The sequence below is a fragment of the Microbacterium sp. GXF6406 genome, assembly GCF_054798215.1.
In genome coordinates this window covers 260,480-276,866 of record NZ_JBSJZH010000001.1, presented here as the reverse complement: position 1 = coordinate 276,866, position 16,387 = coordinate 260,480, and the positions used below count along the sequence as shown (strand labels likewise).

Annotated in this window: 18 protein-coding genes; 9 read left to right on the top strand and 9 right to left on the bottom strand. The window is 69.0% G+C overall.

Annotation, left to right across the window (positions count from 1 at the left end; translation table 11 throughout):
• Nucleotides 1-3: 3 nt before the first annotated feature.
• The 3 genes from fdxA (at nt 4) to ACWAUG_RS01285 (ending at nt 2,903) form a co-directional block, all read left to right on the top strand.
• The gene (gene fdxA / locus ACWAUG_RS01295; protein WP_298036883.1) at nt 4-324 is read left to right on the top strand and encodes a ferredoxin; all 321 of its coding nucleotides are present in this window, start codon (nt 4-6) and stop codon (nt 322-324) included.
• 5 nt (nt 325-329) lie between these two features.
• Nucleotides 330-1,439 carry a succinyldiaminopimelate transaminase gene (dapC, locus tag ACWAUG_RS01290; protein ID WP_460800645.1) on the top strand — a complete coding sequence of 370 codons (1,110 nt, stop codon included), beginning with the start codon at nt 330-332 and terminating at the stop codon, nt 1,437-1,439.
• Between the two features lie 168 nt (nt 1,440-1,607).
• Entirely contained in the window at nt 1,608-2,903 is a 1,296-nt protein-coding gene (locus tag ACWAUG_RS01285; RefSeq protein ID WP_298036877.1) for a citrate synthase, read from the top strand.
• Nucleotides 2,904-3,043: 140 nt separating this feature from the next.
• Here the strand turns inward: ACWAUG_RS01285 and ACWAUG_RS01280 are convergent, their stop codons facing one another.
• Complete coding sequence (locus ACWAUG_RS01280) at nt 3,044-4,510, bottom strand: DEAD/DEAH box helicase (protein ID WP_460800643.1); 1,467 nt, start codon at nt 4,508-4,510, stop codon at nt 3,044-3,046.
• Nucleotides 4,511-4,736: 226 nt separating this feature from the next.
• On the bottom strand, nt 4,737-5,678 hold the full coding sequence (gene dapD, locus ACWAUG_RS01275; RefSeq protein WP_298036870.1) for a 2,3,4,5-tetrahydropyridine-2,6-dicarboxylate N-succinyltransferase: 942 nt from the start codon (nt 5,676-5,678) through the stop codon (nt 4,737-4,739).
• A gap of 70 nt (nt 5,679-5,748) precedes the next feature.
• Here dapD and dapE point away from each other — a divergent pair, with 70 nt between their 5' ends.
• The 3 genes from dapE to ACWAUG_RS01260 all read left to right on the top strand — a co-directional run bounded on the left by dapE (nt 5,749) and on the right by ACWAUG_RS01260 (nt 8,273).
• Complete coding sequence (gene dapE / locus ACWAUG_RS01270; protein ID WP_460800641.1) at nt 5,749-6,816, top strand: succinyl-diaminopimelate desuccinylase; 1,068 nt, start codon at nt 5,749-5,751, stop codon at nt 6,814-6,816.
• Nucleotides 6,804-8,012 carry a hypothetical protein gene (locus tag ACWAUG_RS01265; RefSeq protein WP_460800639.1) on the top strand — a complete coding sequence of 403 codons (1,209 nt, stop codon included), beginning with the start codon at nt 6,804-6,806 and terminating at the stop codon, nt 8,010-8,012. Before dapE ends, ACWAUG_RS01265 begins: the two co-directional genes overlap by 13 nt.
• A 93-nt stretch (nt 8,013-8,105) precedes the next feature.
• Nucleotides 8,106-8,273 carry a DUF3117 domain-containing protein gene (locus ACWAUG_RS01260; RefSeq protein WP_298036859.1) on the top strand — a complete coding sequence of 56 codons (168 nt, stop codon included), beginning with the start codon at nt 8,106-8,108 and terminating at the stop codon, nt 8,271-8,273.
• Nucleotides 8,274-8,343: 70 nt separating this feature from the next.
• Here ACWAUG_RS01260 and ACWAUG_RS01255 read toward each other — a convergent pair whose 3' ends face one another.
• Entirely contained in the window at nt 8,344-8,979 is a 636-nt protein-coding gene (locus ACWAUG_RS01255) for an O-methyltransferase (RefSeq protein WP_298036855.1), read from the bottom strand.
• A gap of 81 nt (nt 8,980-9,060) precedes the next feature.
• Between ACWAUG_RS01255 and ACWAUG_RS01250 the strand changes: the two genes are divergently transcribed.
• Nucleotides 9,061-9,450, top strand: coding sequence for a Sec-independent protein translocase family protein (locus ACWAUG_RS01250; protein ID WP_298036852.1), 390 nt, complete (start codon nt 9,061-9,063; stop codon nt 9,448-9,450).
• Between the two features lies 1 nt (nt 9,451).
• Here the strand turns inward: ACWAUG_RS01250 and ACWAUG_RS01245 are convergent, their stop codons facing one another.
• Genes ACWAUG_RS01245 through ACWAUG_RS01230 form a run of 4 tightly spaced genes read right to left on the bottom strand, consistent with a single transcriptional unit; the run spans nt 9,452 to nt 12,923 of the window.
• Nucleotides 9,452-9,955 carry a YcxB family protein gene (locus ACWAUG_RS01245; RefSeq protein WP_298036850.1) on the bottom strand — a complete coding sequence of 168 codons (504 nt, stop codon included), beginning with the start codon at nt 9,953-9,955 and terminating at the stop codon, nt 9,452-9,454.
• Between the two features lie 12 nt (nt 9,956-9,967).
• Nucleotides 9,968-11,119 (bottom strand): Mrp/NBP35 family ATP-binding protein, encoded by a 1,152-nt coding sequence (locus tag ACWAUG_RS01240; RefSeq protein ID WP_298036848.1) that lies wholly within the window; start codon nt 11,117-11,119, stop codon nt 9,968-9,970.
• Complete coding sequence (locus tag ACWAUG_RS01235) at nt 11,116-11,661, bottom strand: DUF1003 domain-containing protein (protein ID WP_298036846.1); 546 nt, start codon at nt 11,659-11,661, stop codon at nt 11,116-11,118. The genes ACWAUG_RS01240 and ACWAUG_RS01235 overlap by 4 nt, the downstream gene beginning before the upstream one ends.
• On the bottom strand, nt 11,661-12,923 hold the full coding sequence (locus ACWAUG_RS01230; protein WP_298036844.1) for a magnesium transporter MgtE N-terminal domain-containing protein: 1,263 nt from the start codon (nt 12,921-12,923) through the stop codon (nt 11,661-11,663). The genes ACWAUG_RS01235 and ACWAUG_RS01230 overlap by 1 nt, the downstream gene beginning before the upstream one ends.
• A gap of 67 nt (nt 12,924-12,990) precedes the next feature.
• On the opposite strand from ACWAUG_RS01230, the gene ACWAUG_RS01225 reads away from it, so the two are divergent.
• The gene (locus ACWAUG_RS01225; protein ID WP_298036841.1) at nt 12,991-13,704 is read left to right on the top strand and encodes a YflT domain-containing protein; all 714 of its coding nucleotides are present in this window, start codon (nt 12,991-12,993) and stop codon (nt 13,702-13,704) included.
• Nucleotides 13,701-14,345 carry an alpha/beta hydrolase family protein gene (locus tag ACWAUG_RS01220; protein ID WP_298036838.1) on the top strand — a complete coding sequence of 215 codons (645 nt, stop codon included), beginning with the start codon at nt 13,701-13,703 and terminating at the stop codon, nt 14,343-14,345. The genes ACWAUG_RS01225 and ACWAUG_RS01220 overlap by 4 nt, the downstream gene beginning before the upstream one ends.
• Nucleotides 14,346-14,349: 4 nt before the next feature.
• Here ACWAUG_RS01220 and ACWAUG_RS01215 read toward each other — a convergent pair whose 3' ends face one another.
• Both ACWAUG_RS01215 and ACWAUG_RS01210 read right to left on the bottom strand, forming a co-directional pair.
• Nucleotides 14,350-14,955, bottom strand: coding sequence for a YdcF family protein (locus ACWAUG_RS01215; protein WP_298036836.1), 606 nt, complete (start codon nt 14,953-14,955; stop codon nt 14,350-14,352).
• A gap of 33 nt (nt 14,956-14,988) precedes the next feature.
• Nucleotides 14,989-16,386 carry an aminopeptidase P family protein gene (locus tag ACWAUG_RS01210; protein ID WP_298036833.1) on the bottom strand — a complete coding sequence of 466 codons (1,398 nt, stop codon included), beginning with the start codon at nt 16,384-16,386 and terminating at the stop codon, nt 14,989-14,991.
• Between the last annotated feature and the right edge of the window lies 1 nt (nt 16,387).

Below are 16,387 nucleotides of genomic sequence, written 5' to 3'. Positions count from 1 at the left end.
GGGGTGACGTATGTGATCGCCCTTCCGTGCGTCGATGTCAAGGATCGCGCCTGCATCGACGAGTGCCCCGTTGACTGCATCTACGAGGGTGAGCGCTCGCTCTACATCCACCCCGATGAATGCGTGGACTGCGGAGCATGCGAGCCGGTGTGCCCCGTCGAGGCCATCTACTACGAGGATGACCTGCCCGATGAGTGGCAGGACTACTACAAGGCGAACGTCGAGTTCTTCGAAGAGGTCGGCTCCCCCGGAGGCGCCGCCAAGGTCGGTGTCATCAAGCACGATCACCCGATCATCGCGGCACTTCCCCCGCAGGGCGACTGATCCGCATGGGCGTGCGCGACCTGTCCGACTACCCGTGGGATGCTGTCGTCCCGTTCCGTGAGCGTGCCGCGCAGCATCCGCAGGGCCTGGTCGATCTGTCGATCGGCTCGCCCGTCGACCCGACCCCCGAGGTGATCCGGCGCGCGCTCTCCGCGGCGACCGATGCGCACTCCTATCCGCAGAACGTCGGCACTCCCGCGCTGCGCGAGGCGATCGTCGACTGGTACGCGCGCCGACGCGGCGTGCCGGAGCTCCGCGTCGACGAAGTTCTGCCCACGATCGGCTCGAAGGAGCTCGTCGCCCTTCTTCCGACGCTTTTGGGTCTCGGAGCAGGTGACACCGTCGTCTTCCCCCGCGTGGCTTATCCGACCTATGAGGTCGGTGCCCGCATCGTCGGCGCCGCACCGCTCGCCGAGGACGACCCGGATGCCTGGCCCGAGGGCACGAAGCTCATCTGGATCAACACTCCGGGAAACCCCGATGGTCGCACCTGGACGGCGGAAGAGCTGGCACACGCGGTCCGACGCGCGCGCGAGCTCGGCGCTGTCCTGGCCAGCGACGAGTGCTACGCCGAGCTCGGCTGGGACGGCCAGTGGGCTCACGAGCCGGTGCCCTCCGTTCTCGATCCCCGTGTCACCGGAGGTTCGCGTGCTGGTCTCCTCAGCGTCTATTCCTTGAGTAAGCAGTCCAACCTCGCCGGTTATCGCGCAGCCTTCGTGGCAGGCTGCGCCGAGACGATCGCCGTTCTGCTCACGGCCCGGAAGCATCTCGGCATGATGATGCCGCTGCCCGTGCAGGAGGCGATGATCGCCGCCCTCGGCGATGACGAGCACGTCGCCCACCAGAAGGAGCTCTACCGGATCCGACGCGATCTGCTGCGGCCGGCGCTGGCGGCCGCGGGGTTCCGCATCGACGGTTCCGAGGCCGGGCTCTACCTGTGGGCGACCGAGGGCCGCGACGCCTGGGAGTCGATGGCGCGGCTCGCGGATCTCGGCATCCTCGCGGGGCCCGGGCCCTTCTACGGACCGGATGCGAGCCAGCACATCCGGCTTTCGCTCACGGCTCCGCTGGAGCGCGTGGAGCAGGCTGCCCGCCGGCTCCTCGGCGAGTCTTAGTGGATTCCCACAGGGCAATCCGGCTCCTGCTTGGCTGATGTCACAGGAGGGCGAACAGCCCACTAGGCTATAGAGGCGATTCGGTCGAGACCCGACCCGGCGCAATGCGCCATGCATCGCCCTCGACGACTACGACCAATCGGTCACGAAACGTACAAGGAGGTCCGCGTGAGCGCAGCGGCAGATCAGCAGGCCAAGGCGACCCTCACGGTCGGCGACAAGACGGCGGAGTTCCCCGTCCTGCGCGGGACGGCGGGCAACGACAGCATCGACTTCTCGACGCTGACGAAGCAGACGGGCCTCACGGGCCTCGACTACGGCTTCGTCAACACCGCGTCGACCAAGTCGGCGATCACATTCATCGACGGTGACCAGGGCATCCTGCGCTACCGCGGGTACCCGATCGACCAGATCGCGGGAAACAGCTCGTTCCTCGAGGTGGCCTGGCTGCTCATCTACGGTGAGCTGCCTACGCCCAGCGAGCTGGCCGACTTCGACGAGCGCATCCGCCGTCACACGCTCCTGCACGAAGACCTCAAGCACTTCTTCACGGCTCTGCCGCACACGGCGCACCCCATGTCGGTGCTGTCTTCCGCCGTCTCGGCGCTGTCGACCTACTACGAGGGCCAGACCGACCCGAGCAACCCCGAGCACGTCGAGCTCAACATGATCCGCATGCTCGCGAAGCTGCCGGTCATCGCCGCCTACGCGCACAAGAAGAGCATCGGCCAGGCCTTCCTGTACCCCGACAACTCGCTGAGCTTCGTCGACAACTTCCTCAAGCTCAACTTCGGTGTGCAGTCCGAGCCCTACGAGGTCAACCCGGTCATGTCGAAGGCCCTCGAGCTTCTGCTGATCCTCCACGAGGACCACGAGCAGAACGCCTCGACCTCGACCGTGCGCCTGGTGGGCTCCACCGGCGCCAACCAGTTCGCTTCGGTCTCCGCCGGCATCCAGGCCCTCTCCGGCCCGCTGCACGGCGGTGCCAACGAGGCCGTCCTGACCATGCTCGGTCAGATCCGCGATTCGGGTCAGAGCGTGCAGCGCTTCGTCGAGCGCGTCAAGAACAAGGAAGACGGCGTGAAGCTCATGGGCTTCGGGCACCGCGTCTACAAGAACTACGACCCGCGCGCCAAGCTCGTCAAGGATGCAGCCGATGAGGTTCTGCGCGAGCTCGGCGTCACCGACCCCCTCCTCGACCTCGCGAAGGAGCTCGAGGAGATCGCCCTCGCCGACGACTACTTCAAGGAGCGTCGTCTGTACCCCAACGTCGACTTCTACACCGGCGTGATCTACAAGGCGATGGGCTTCCCGACGCGCATGTTCACCGTGCTGTTCGCGATCGGCCGTCTGCCCGGCTGGCTGGCGCAGTGGCGCGAGCTGCAGCTCGACCCGCAGACGAAGATCGGCCGCCCGCAGCAGCTGTACACGGGATCGCCGGAGCGTGCGTTCCCGACCCGCTGATCACCGCGGATCCCGAAAGGCCCCGCACCCCTCCGATGGAGGGTTCGGGGCCTTTCTCGTGGGGTGGGCATCGAGCGCAGGGGCGCCCGGAGACACGGATGCCCCGCACGGCGAACCGGCGGGGCATCCAGTGATGACGGTCAGCGGCTCTGCGAGCCACCGCCCTGAGCCCGGCGCGGGCGACGCGTGTCGGCGACGCGCTGGCCCACCTGGATGCGCCCCTGCTGAGCGGGGCGGCCGCCCGAGCGCTGGCCCTGACCGGTGGATGCGGCGCCCTGCGTCGAAGCGGCAGCGCCCTGCCCGCCGCCCTGGCCGGAACGACGCCGACGGCGTGCGGGCGGGTTGCTCGAGCCCTGCTCGCCGTGCTGCTGCTGGGGCTGGCGCGGCTTCTTCTTGGGCTGCTGCTTCTGCTGCTGCACCGGAACGGGCTTGACGTAGGGAGCCTTCTCGCCGACGAGCTCGTCGATGATCCCGGAATCGACCTGCTCGAGGTCGGCCGTGATCTGCGCCTTGCGCAGGAGATCCTTCACATCGCGGCGCTGCTCGGGCAGCACGACCGTGACGACGGTTCCGGCGGCGCCGGCGCGGGCGGTGCGACCGGAGCGGTGCAGGTACGCCTTGTGCTCCATGGGTGGGTCGACGTGCACGACGAGGTCGACGTTGTCGACGTGAACGCCGCGAGCGGCGACATCGGTGGCGACGAGAACGCGCACGCCGCCGTCGGCGGGGTCGGCCGAGAAGGCGCTGAGGTTGCGCTCGCGGGCGTTCTGCGAGAGGTTTCCGTGCAGATCGACGGCGGGGATGCCGGCGGAGGTCAGCAGCTTCGCGAGCTTCTTGGCCTGGTGCTTGGTGCGCGTGAAGAGGATGCGTCGTCCCGTGCCGGAGGCGAGGTCGTTCACGACCTGCTTCTTGTGCTCGGCGGAGGTCGTCATGAGCACGCGGTGCGTCATCTCGCCGACGGGCACACTCGCCTCGTCGACCTCGTGGCTGACGGCGTTGGAGAGGAAGCGCTTGGCGAGCGTGTCGATGCCGCGGTCGAGCGTGGCGCTGAAGAGCAGGCGCTGGCCGTCGGCCGGGGTGGCGGCGAGGATGCGGGTGACGCCGGGGAGGAAGCCGAGGTCGGCCATGTGGTCGGCCTCATCGAGCACGGCGACCTCGACGGAGTCGAGGGAGACGAGCTTCTGCTTCATGAGGTCTTCGAGGCGGCCGGGGCACGCGACGATGATGTCGACGCCGCTGCGCAGCGCCTGCTCCTGCGGCTTCTGGCTCACGCCGCCGAAGATCGTCGACACGCGAAGGCCTGCGGCCTCGGCGAGGGGCGCGACGGTCGCGGCGATCTGCGTGGCGAGCTCGCGGGTCGGTGCGAGGACCAGGCCGCGGGGGTGCGAGGCGCGGGTCTTCTTCGTTGAGGCGCTCAGGCGCGAGACGAGGGGGAGGGAGAAGGCGATGGTCTTGCCGCTGCCGGTGCGGCCGCGGCCGAGGAGGTCGCGACCGGCGAGCGAGTCGGGGAGCGTGTCGCGCTGGATGGCGAACGCTTCGGTCTTGCCGTCGGCGGCGAGCACGTCGGCGAGGCGTGCGGGCACGCCGAGTTCGAGGAAAGTAGGCATAGGGGTTACTCCACGAGCACCTTGAAGGCGCTCTGATTCGTTGAAGGGGGCGACCGCACACAGGAAGTGCGCAGAGGTTCGCCGTTCGAAACGCCAACTGGTGGAGGAGCTGTTTCAGCTCGCTACGGTCTGAGGAGACCCCGTGACGACGACGTAGTTATCAGATATCACTCGGATAACCGTTCAACCCTAGCAGAGCGGCCATGGTGGATCCTGAGCGCGGTGATCAGGCGTGCAGCGCCTCGTTCAGCGTCACCCCGGCGCCGTTTCGCCGACGGACCTCGACGGCTCCGGTGACCGAGTTGCGCCAGAAGAGCAGACCGCTCCGCCCCGACAGCTCCGCCGCTTTGACGGTGCGTTTTCCGCCCTGCGGCGCATCCGGCCCGTCGGCAACGATGATCTTGGACCCGGCGGTGATGTACACGCCCGCTTCGACGATGCAGTCGTCGCCGAGGGCGATGCCGAGACCGGCGTTCGCGCCGAGCAGTGTGCGCTCGCCGATCGAGACGCGCACGGTTCCGCCGCCGGAGAGAGTGCCCATGATGGATGCTCCGCCGCCGATGTCGCTGTTCGCGCCGACCACGACGCCCTGCGAGATGCGGCCCTCGACCATGACGGGACCGAGCGTTCCCGCGTTGAAGTTCACGAAGCCCTCGTGCATGACGGTGGTGCCGGGGGCGAGGTGGGCGCCCAGGCGCACGCGCGCGGCATCGGCGATGCGGACCCCGTCGGGGTGCACGTAGTCGGTCAGGCGCGGGAACTTGTCGAGGCCCTGCACCTGGATGCTGTGCCGGCGCATCTGCGGGACGAGTCGTGCTGCATCATCGGGATGCATCGGCCCGGCATTGGTCCAGGCGACGATGGGGAGGTGCCCGAAGATCCCGTCGAGGTTGAGGTCGTTGGGGAGCACGAGCCGCAGTGAGAGGGCGTGCAGTCGCAGGTACGCATCGGCGGTCGACGCGGGCGCTGCATCGAGATCGATCTGCAGGTGCACGGTCTCGATCGTCACATCGCGGCGCTCATCCGCTCCCGCCTGCGCCTCGAGGTCCGCGTCGATCTCGGCCGGCAGGGAGCCGGAGCCGACCCGCGGGAACCAGGCGTCGAGCACCGTTCCGTCCCGGGCGATCGTGGTCAGACCGATTCCCCAGATGGTGCGCGCTTCGCTCATTTTTTCACTCTAACGGGTCGGATCCACCCGGTCCGACACGGGCCGGAACGCCAGGTCGTAGGCTGGGGGCATGCAGCTCGATCTGACCGCGTCCTCCGTCGACCTCACCCGGGCGATCTGCGATATCCCGAGCGTTTCCGGGAGTGAGACGGCCCTCGCTGATGCGATCGAGGAATCCGTCTCTCCCCTCGAGCACCTCGAGGTCATCCGTCATGGCAACACGATCGTCGCGCGCACGAACCTCGGCCGCGCGCAGCGCGTCGCGATCGCGGGCCACATCGATACCGTGCCGATCAACGACAACGTGCCGACGCGGTTCATCGACGTCGACGGCGAGCCGAACCTCTGGGGCCGCGGAACCGTCGACATGAAGGCGGGAGTCGCGGTTCAGCTCAAGCTCGCCGCCGAGCTCATCGATCCCGCGATCGATATCACCTGGATGTGGTACGACAATGAGGAGGTCGCGGCCTCCCTCAACGGTCTGAAGCTGCTCGCCGACGAGCATCCGGAACTCTTCGCCGCCGACTTCGCGATCCTCGGCGAGCCGTCCAACGGCGAGGTCGAGGGCGGATGCAACGGCACGATGCGCGCCCTGGTGCGCACGTACGGCGTTCGCGCGCACTCCGCCCGCGCTTGGGTGGGGGAGAACGCGATCCATGCGGCGGCTCCGGTCCTCGCGCGGCTCTCGGAGTACCGTGCCAAGGAAGTCGCGGTGGAGGGGCTGGTCTATCGGGAGAGTCTCAGCGCAGTCCGCATCGACGGGGGCGTCGCCGGTAACGTCGTCCCCGATCTCTGCGAGATCGAGGTCAACTACCGCTTCGCCCCGAGCAAGTCCGCCGCGGACGCCGAGGCTCATCTGCGCAAGGTCTTCGAGGGCTTCGAGCTCGAGATCACCGATTTCGCCGAGGGGGCCCGGCCGGGACTCGACGCACCCATGGCGCAGCAGTTCGTCTCGGCCGTGGGCGCGCAGCCGAGGCCCAAGTACGGCTGGACCGATGTCGCCCGGTTCTCGGCGCTCGGCATCCCGGCGGTCAACTACGGCCCCGGCGATCCGCTGCTCGCACATCACGATGAGGAGCGCGTGCCCCTCGATCAGATCGACGCGGTCGAGCAGGGCCTGCGGGCGTGGCTCACCTGATCGCGATCTCCCGCCGCTGGGCGCATATGCCGGCCATCGCCCGAATCGGGGTGGTCTACGTGCTGGCCCGGGTGGTCACGACGGGGCTCCTCGGCGCGGCGGCCCGGCTGTCCGGTGCCGGATCGCGATTCGGACCGGATGCCACGATCGCCGACTTCGTGGTCGGCTGGGACGCCCAGTGGTACTGGCTCGTCGCGTGGGAGGGGTACCCGTCGATGCTGCCGGTCACCGTGTCGGGACAGGTCGCGGAGAACGCCTGGGCCTTCATGCCGGTGTACGCATATGCGTCGCAGACCCTCGGTGTCCCCTTCGGCAGCTGGGGCGTGGGAGCGATGCTCCTCTCTCTCCTCGCCGGTTTCGGCGCCTGCGTGATGCTCCACCGCCTCCTGCGCGGGCGGATCGGGGAGTCCGCCGCGATGTGGGCCGTGACCTTCTTCGCGTGGGGGCCGCTGTCCGCGATGTTCCAGGTCGGCTATGCCGAGTCCCTGTTCCTCCTGCTGCTGCTCGTGGCTCTCGATCTCGTGGCTCGGCGTCGCTACGGATGGCTGTACCTCGTCCTTCCTGTCCTGGCGTTCACCCGTCCCGGCATCCTCGCGTTCGCGCTGTTCCTCGGGCTCATCGGCATCTGGCGGTGGCTGCGCCGAAGGGAGGACGGGCTTGCGCCCGCCGAGGTCGCGCACATCATCGCGCTGGGGGCGCTCACGACGATCACCGGATTCTCCTGGCAGATCATCGCCGGCGTCGTCACGGGCGATCCCGGCGCGTATCTCGCGACCGAGTTGTCGTGGCGACGCAACTGGGGAGTGGCCGAGCGAGGGTTCATCCCCGTCGACGGATGGGTCCAGGGCGCACGCTTCTGGTTCGTGCAGTGGGGGCTTCCGGCAGATCTCGGGTTCGTGGCCCTGCTCCTGCTCGTGATCGGCGCCGCTGCCGCGCTCTTCATCCGTCCCGTCCGACGACTCGGCGTGGATCTGCGCCTGTGGAGTGCCAGCTACCTCATCTACCTGTTGGCGGTGTTCTTCCCGCAGTCGAGCACATTCCGGCTGCTGATGCCGCTGACCCCGCTGTGGGGCGCCGTCGCCGTTCCGCGCTCCCGCGTGTACCGGGTGGCGGTGCTGCTGCTGTGCGTGATCGGCCAGTGGCTGTGGATCTACCCCGTCTACGCGCTGGGGAGTGCGTTCTGGCAGGTGCCGTGATCGGTCGATCATGACGTATTCTTCCGCCGGATGTGCCCGGGCGGAAGCATACCGATAAACTTGATGCATACCACCGAGGGAAAGGGAGCCACTATGGCAGCGATGAAGCCGAGGACCGGAGACGGACCCATGGAGGCTGTGAAGGAGGGACGACTGATCATCGTCCGCGTTCCCCTCGAAGGCGGAGGACGACTGGTCGTCTCCGTCAACGACGAAGAGGCGAAGGAGCTTCACGGCGTTCTCGCCGGCGTCGTGAGCTGACACCTCCGATCAACGGATGAGAAAGGGCGGTGGATCCGAGAGGATCCACCGCCCTTTCCCGTCCGGTCTGTCAGTGGCTGCGCACGCTCACGAGCTGCAGCAGTCCCTCACCGACCGTCGAGAGCGCCGCGAGAACAGCGGGCGACTCCTGGGTCTCCTGCACGAGCGAGCGGTATGCGCTGGTGATCTCATCGCGCTGCACCGGGTCGGCGACTCTGCCCCCGGCGAGGATTCGGGGGACGAGCACGATGCCTCCGGTGCGCACCAGACGCAGGCCGTGCTCGACGTACTCGATGACGTTCGCGGGATCGGCATCGATGAAGACGATGTCGTAGGACGCCTCGTTCATGCGCGGCAGCACATCGGCCGCACGGCCGGTGATGAAACGGGCCCTCGTGGAGGGGACCTTCGCCTCGGCGAAACCACGGCGCGCCGCGGCCAGGTGCTCGGGTTCGTTGTCGATCGAGGTGAGGACCGCCTGCGGGGCGCCGCGGAGCATCCACAGCCCGGAGACGCCGGCTCCGGTGCCGATCTCGACGATCGAGCGGGCGTTCGTCGTGGCGGCGAGGATCGACAGCTGCGCACCGAGCGCGGGGCTCACCGGAGCCGCCCCCAATTCGACCGCGTGGGCGCGTGCTCGCGCGATCGCGGCGGGCTCGATGATCGCCTCGCGCAGATAGCGGGCGTTCGCGTCGTTCTCGCTCATGGTTTTCTCCTCGGACTTCGCTTCTCAGAGTATTCGCCCGCGGTGAGCGTCGCCCGTAGGCGCGGCGGGTAGCCTGGGTACATGGACTTCGGGCTCACCTTCGAGAAGCTTCTGCTGATCGGTGTCGTCGCGGCTTTCATCATCGGCCCGGAGCGGCTGCCGAAGGCGGCGGAGACCTTCGCGAAGTTCGTGCGCCGCGGCGGGGAGTACCTGCGCGACACGAAGTCGCGCATGCGCGAGGAGATCGGCCCCGAGATCGATGACGTGGACTGGCGCAAGCTCGATCCGCGTCAGTACGACCCGCGCCGCATCATCCGCGATGCGCTGCTCGAAGACACACCCTCGGCGCCGGCGTCGACTGCCCCGGCCGTGATCAGGGAGCCGCAGCCGGCGGCTCCTCGACGGGCGCCGCTGATGCGGCCCGTGTTCACGCGAGAGACCCCTCCGCCATTCGACATGGAAGCCACCTGAGTCAGATCTTCGCGCGCAGCGTCGCGATGTCGGCATCGCTGAGCAGCACGCGGGGGATGGCTGTCACGACGGACTGACCGCTAAGACGCAGCACGGCCGCGTGCCGGCCCACGCGGATGCCCGCGAAAGTCGAGTAGGGCATTTCGGAGACGCCGCGCTTCGAAGCCAGGCGCAGGGCGTCCTCTCCGACGACGACGCTGATGCGCGTCCCCGAGGGCATCGCGGTGCTGATCGCCCGGCGGACGGACGCCCGGGTGAAGAACATCGACGCGATGATCAGGGCGATGATCGCCAGCAGCGTCCAGGTGAGGGTGCGGGCACGCTCCTCATCGGAGCCCCCGATGATCGACAGCACGATCCCGTTGAGGATCGCAGCAGCCAGCAGCGCGGTGTAGGCGATGACGGCGAGCGGCCGGGTCAGCGTGTAGAGAGTCGTCTCGGCGCTGACGTTGCGCAGCAGCTCGGCGTCGACGGTCACGGAGCGGGGCGCGGGTTCGCTGGTCACTTCAGCAGTCTTTCATGCCTCGTCCGTTGCGCCCGGCTGAGGGCGGGACAGGGCCATCGGCAGCGGGCGCCGGGCCAGGCGCCGCCCTCCGTGGGCGAGACGCGCGGCGATGGCGCGGATCTGCTGCGCGGCGGGATCATCGGGGTCGGCGAGGACGACGGGCTCTCCGGCATCGCCTCCGGCGCGCAGCGCCGGGCTCAGCGGTACGGATGCCAGAAGCGGAACCGTCTCCTCGCCCTCCGACAGTGCGGCGGCGACCTCGGCGCCCCCGCCCGAGCCGAACAGGTCGATGACCGTGCCATCGGGCAGGGTCATCGCCGCCATGTTCTCGATGACGCCGATCACGCGCTGGCCTGTCTGGCGCGCGACGAGACCGCTGCGGATCGCGACGTCGGATGCCGCGGACTGCGGTGTCGTGACGACGAGAACCTCGGCGTGGGGGAGGATCTGCCCGATCGAGATCGCGATGTCGCCGGTGCCGGGCGGCATGTCGATGAGGAGGACGTCGAGGTCGCCGAAGAACACATCGGTGAGGAACTGCTGGACCGTGCGGTGCAGCATGGGGCCGCGCCAGGCGACGACCGCCTCGCCCTCGCGCAGGAACATGCCGATGGAGACGGTCTTCACCCCGTGCGCCACGGGCGGCAGCATGAGGTCGTCGATGCGGGTGGGCTGGGTGCCGCTCGGGATGCCGAGGAGCCCCGGGATCGAGAATCCGTGGACGTCGGCGTCGACGAGTCCGACCGAGAGCCCCTGCGCGGCGAGGGCGACGGCGAGGTTCGCGGTGAGGGTGGACTTGCCGACCCCGCCCTTGCCGCTGGAGACGAGGATGACCCGGGTGAGGGAATCGGGACCGAACGGCATCTGGCGCGGGGGTCGTCCATCGCGCAGCTTCGCGGTGAGGGCGGTGCGTTCGGCGGGCGTCATGACGCCGAGCTCGACCGTCACCTCGGCGACGCCCGGCACGGATGCCGCGGCACGGCGCACATCGCTCTCGATGCGGTCGGCGGCGGGGCATCCGACGATCGTCAGGGTGATTCCGACGTGCGCATGCGCGCCGTCGAGCGTGATCTCGCGCACCATGTCGAGGTCGCCGATCGGACGGCGCAGCTCGGGATCGGTGACCGCGCTGACGGCCTGACGGATGCGATCGGGCAGAGTCATGACCGGGGCCGATCCGCGCGCTCGCCCGGGCCCTGCGCCGCCGGGAGATCATGTCGGGATTCATTCTCGAGCTCGGCGAGCAGCGCCTTCAGCTCGGCACGCAGAACATCACGGGTCAGAGCCTGCGCATTGCGCTCCTCGAGCGCCATGCGCAGCGCCACCATCTCTCGTGCGAGGTACTCGGTATCGGCGAGGTTGCGCTCGGCCCGCTGGCGGTCCTGTTCCATCTGCACGCGGTCGCGGTCGTCCTGGCGGTTCTGCGCGAGCAGGATGAGCGGCGCGGCGTAGGAGGCCTGCAGCGACAGCATCAGAGTCAGTGCGGTGAAGCCGAGGGCGGCGTCGTCGAAGCGGGTGTTCTCGGGCATCAGCGTGTTCCAGCCGATCCAGGCGACGCAGAAGAGTGTGAGGATCACGAGGAAAGCGGGAGTTCCCATCGCGCGGGCCACCCACTCCGTGAAGCGTCCGAAGCGGTCGCGGGAGGTCGGACGCTGACGCGCGATGCTGCGTCCGGGCGCATCGAGGGCGTGGTTCGCGCGGGCCATCATCGGGCGCCTTCCGTCGAGGCATCCGCATGGTCGTGCGTGCGCCAGTCATCCGGGAGCAGGTAATCCAGCACGTCATCGATCGTCACGACGCCGACGAGGCGGTGGGCGGCGTCGACGACCGGCAGCGAGACGAGGTCGTAGCTGGCGAGCAGACGAGCGGTCTCCGTGGCGGATGCCGTGACCGAGACCGGCTCCATCGCCTCGTCGACGATCGCGCCGAGCCGTTCGTGCGGGGGATAGCGCAGCATCCGCTGGAAGTGCACGGCGCCCAGCAGGCGCCCGGTGGGCGTCTCGAACGGGGGGAGCGTGACGAACACCGCGGCGGCCAGGGCCGGGTGCAGCTCGTGGCGCCGGATCAGGGCGAGCCCCTCGGCGACCGTCGCATCGGCCGAGAGGATGATCGGATCGGTCGTCATGAGACCGCCCGCGGTATCGGGCTCGTAGCGCAGCAGCGTGCGCACGTCCTCAGCCTCCTCGGGCTCCATCAGCTCGAGCAGCTGCTCCAGACGCGGGGCGGGCAGCTGCGCCAGAAGATCGGCGGCGTCGTCGGGCTCCATCTGGTCGAGGATGTCGGCGGCGCGCTCATCGCCGAGACCGTCGAGGATGTGCATCTGCTCGTCTTCGGGCATCTCCTCGAGAGCATCCGCGAGACGGCCATCGGGAAGCTCCTCGGCGACCTCGATCATGCGCTGCTGCGGCAGATCGAGCAGCGTGGTGGCCAGATCGGCGGCGCGCAGCTCGGAATAGGATGCCACGAGCTGCTCGGCGGACTGGGACTCGCCGGGAGCCCGCTTCTCCTGCACCTCGTTCCAGGCGGCGAACGTCGTCGGCCCCTTCGCGAACGGCGACGCGCTCGTCTTGGGCCGGCGCAGGAAGAGCTGACCGACGTTCCACTCCCCACGGCGGTCGGGCTCGATCGCGACGTCCTCCACGACGGCCGTCCCGGTGCCGTCGGAGAACTCGACGCGACGCCCCAGCAACTCGGCGAGGACACGCACCTCGCCGGGACGCGGTTGGAACCGGCGCACGTTGATGAGACCCGTCGTCAGCACCTGACCCGAACGGATCGACGTCACACGGCCGATCGACATGAACACCTGGCGGCGTCCGGGGATCTCGATGACCAGGCCGATGACCCGCGGCGAGGCGGTGCTTCGATAAACGATGACGACATCCCGAACCTTGCCGAGCCGGTCGCCCACGGGGTCGAACACGGCGCAGCCGGCCAGTCGTGCGACGAAGACCCGTTGTGTGCTCACTCTTCCAGCGTAGCCCCGCCGACGCGGGTGCCGACGGCGTCAAAGACTCGCATGGGACAATGTGCGCATGAGCATGGTGAACCGTCCGGCCAATAACACCGTCGTCGGCGAGATCGTCGCATCCGTTCGCGACTACGAAGCGGCGCAGAAGACGGTGTCGAAGCTGATCGCCGGCGAGGTTCCGGCCCGGGACATCGCCATCGTCGGGCAGGGCGCGCGGACGATCGAACGCGTCACGGGCAAGCTCGGCTACGCCGCCGCAGCGCGCTCCGGCGCGATCAACGGCATCCTCATCGGTCTCCTGCTCTCGGCGATCCTCGTCCTCGGCAACCCCGAGGCGCCCATCCAGCTGTTCGTCGGCTTCCTGCTGGTCGGTGTCGCGTTCGGCATGATCCTCAGCCTGGTCTCGTACATGATCGTTCGTCGTCGTCGCGACTTCGCGAGCGTGACGCAGCTGGCGGCCGAGCATTACGAGGTCACGGTGATGCCGGCCTCCCTGGCCAAGGCGCGCGAGATCGTCGGCGTCCAGCGCACGAAGGTGGTCCGTCCACCCGTCGACCTGAGCGAGCCGCCGCGGTACGGCGAACGCGTCGCCCCGGGATCCGGGCAGCCCGAGGCCGGTGAGCCCGTCGGCGAACAGGTGATCCCGCCCCGCCCGCCGCTGCCGCGCCCGCAGTACGGCGAGCGCGTGGACAGCGCCGCCGGAGACGGCACGGCGCCCTCCGAGACGACCGCCGCCGAGCAGCCCGCGGAGAAGAGCCCGGACGACGAGCAGAAGTGACGCTCTCGGTCGACCTGCCGGCCGGAACCGTGCAACTGCCGAGCGCGTGGTCACCGGTGACCGGCCGCGGAACCGTCGTGATCGCGCATGGCGCCGGCGCGGGAATGGGCCACCCGTTCCTCGTCGGGTTCGCCGATGCGCTGAACGATCTCGGGTTCTCCACCCTGCGGTTCGAATTCGCCTATCGGGCGATGGGACGGCGGATGCAGGGCCCCGCGCCGCACGCGATCGCCGCCTGGCGCGCCGCGGTCGCGCACGCACGCGCGCTGGCGCCCGGCGACCGCATCTGGGCCTGCGGCAAATCCTACGGCGGTCGCATGGCATCGATGGCCGTGGCCGAGGGCCTCGAGACGGACGGCCTCATCTATCTCGGATATCCGCTGCACGCACCCGGAAAGCCGGAGAAGCCGCGCGCCGAGCACTTGCCGGCGGTCGCCGTGCCCCAGCTCTTCATCGAGGGGACGACCGATCCCTTCGTCCAGCCGCGCGAACAGCTGGAGGATGTCATCACCGGATGCCAGGACGCGCGCATCGTCTGGATCGAGAACGCCAACCACTCGTTCGAGATCCGCGGCAACAAGCGCGAAGCATCCGTGATCGGAGCCTCACTGGCACCGCTCGTCGCAGAGTTCCTCGTCTGAGGTCTCAGCGTCGCCGCTGCGCCCGCCGATAGGCGACGGCCCGCAGCGCCGCACCGATCTTGATCGGGGTGATCTCACCCAGGATGTGCTCGTCCGCTCTGACGAGCCGGTCGGCGATGTCGGGCCGCATCGTCCAGAGAAGCTCGCGCGCGACCTCGGCATGCGGGGAGTTCGACACGATCTTGATCGCGTCGGCGTGCTCGATGAACCCGATCGCGTTCGCGATGTTCTCCCGCGTCGATCGGCTCTCGGTCTCGAGCACGCTGCGGCCGGTGAAACCGAGCTCCTCCCGGGCGAAGCGCTCCATGATGACCGCCTCGGGCTCCGCGCCCATGACCGTGCCGCCGCAGAAGACGATCGTGCTGCCCGTGGCACGAGGGTCGCGCGAGCGGATGCCGGCGCGAACCCGGTAGCGGTTGATCATGTTGGCGCGGGGCCCGCGGTTGCCGTACCCGAGCACGACGATCGCCTCGTGCCCGGTGGGATCGCCCCCGGTGCCGAGCATCCGCCGGTTGGATCTGCCGTGCGCGATCTCGGCCCAGATGCCGAGACCGGTGTAGATCGTCAGTCCCGCGCTGAAGATCCCGCGCAGCGCTTCACGCAGGATCATGCGATGCCCGACGCCCCGTGCCGCACGGACGGATCAGCCCTGCAGCCGTGCGATCCACGCCTCGATCTCGTCGACCGTGCGCGGAATATCGGCCGATAGGTTGACGGCGCCGTCCTCGGTCACGACGATGTCATCCTCGATGCGCACGCCGATGCCGCGCAGCTCTTCCGGAACCGTCAGGTCGTCGATCTGGAAGTACAGGCCCGGTTCGATGGTGAAGACCATGCCCGGCTCGAGGACGCCGTCGTAGTACATCTCGCGACGTGCCTGAGCGCAGTCGTGCACATCGATGCCGAGGTGGTGGCTCGTGCCGTGCACCATGTAGCGGCGGTGCTGGCCGCCCTTCTCGTTGTCGAGCGCCTCCTGCGCGGTGACCGGCAGCAGCCCCCACTCGGCGGTGCGCTTCGCGATGACCCCCATCGCCGTCTCGTGCAGCTCGCGGAACTTGATGCCCGGCTTCGCGATCGCGAACGCGGCATCCGCGGCCTCGAGCACCGTCTCGTAGACGCGGCGCTGCACCTCGCTGAACGTGCCGTTGACCGGCAGCGTACGGGTGATGTCGGCGGTGTAGAGACTGTCGGTCTCGACACCCGCATCGACCAGGATCAGATCGCCGGGGACCACTGCGCCATCGTTGCGGGTCCAGTGCAGGTAGCAGGCGTGCGGGCCGGACGCCGAGATCGTGTCGTAGCCCTCGCCGTTGCCGTCCTCCCGGGCGCGGCGGTGGAAAACACCCTCGACGACGCGCTCGCCGCGGGCATGGCGGGCGGCATCCGGCAGGGCCGTGACGATGTCGTCGAAACCGCGCGCGGTGATCTCGACGGCGAGACGCATCTCCTCGAGCTCATAGGCGTCCTTGACCAGGCGCAGCTCCGAGACGAAGCGCTCCAGCTCGGCATCCGCCAGCGTCAGATCGTCGGAGCCCGCAGCGAAGACGGCGAGGTGCTCGGTCGCGATCGCCAGGTCGGCGGCGACGCCGGCGAGTGAGGGGCGCGGGCCGATCCAGAACTCGCCCACCGTGGCATCGGCGTAGAACTCGGTCGTCGTGCGGTCGGCGCGCTCGCGGAAATAGAGGGTGACGTCGTGGCCGGCATCGGTGGGCTCGAACACGAGGACCGAATCGGGCTCGGTGTCGGCCGCCCAGCCCGTCAGATGAGCGAACGCCGAGTGCGCGCGGAAGGGGTAGTCGGTGTCGTTGGAGCGCTGCTTGAGGGAGCCGGCCTCGATCACCAGGCGCTTGCCCGGGAAAGCCGCCGAGACGGCGGCGCGACGCACCGCGGCGAAGGCCGCCTGCGCACGGGCGCCGGGGATCGTCTCGGGACGCTCGGCCCATCCCGTGGAGATCGTGTCGAGGAAGCCGCGGGGGAAGGGCTGCTTGCGGTTCGTCGTGACGGGAGCCTCGGTGGTCGTGGCGTTCTCTGCGGTGCTCATG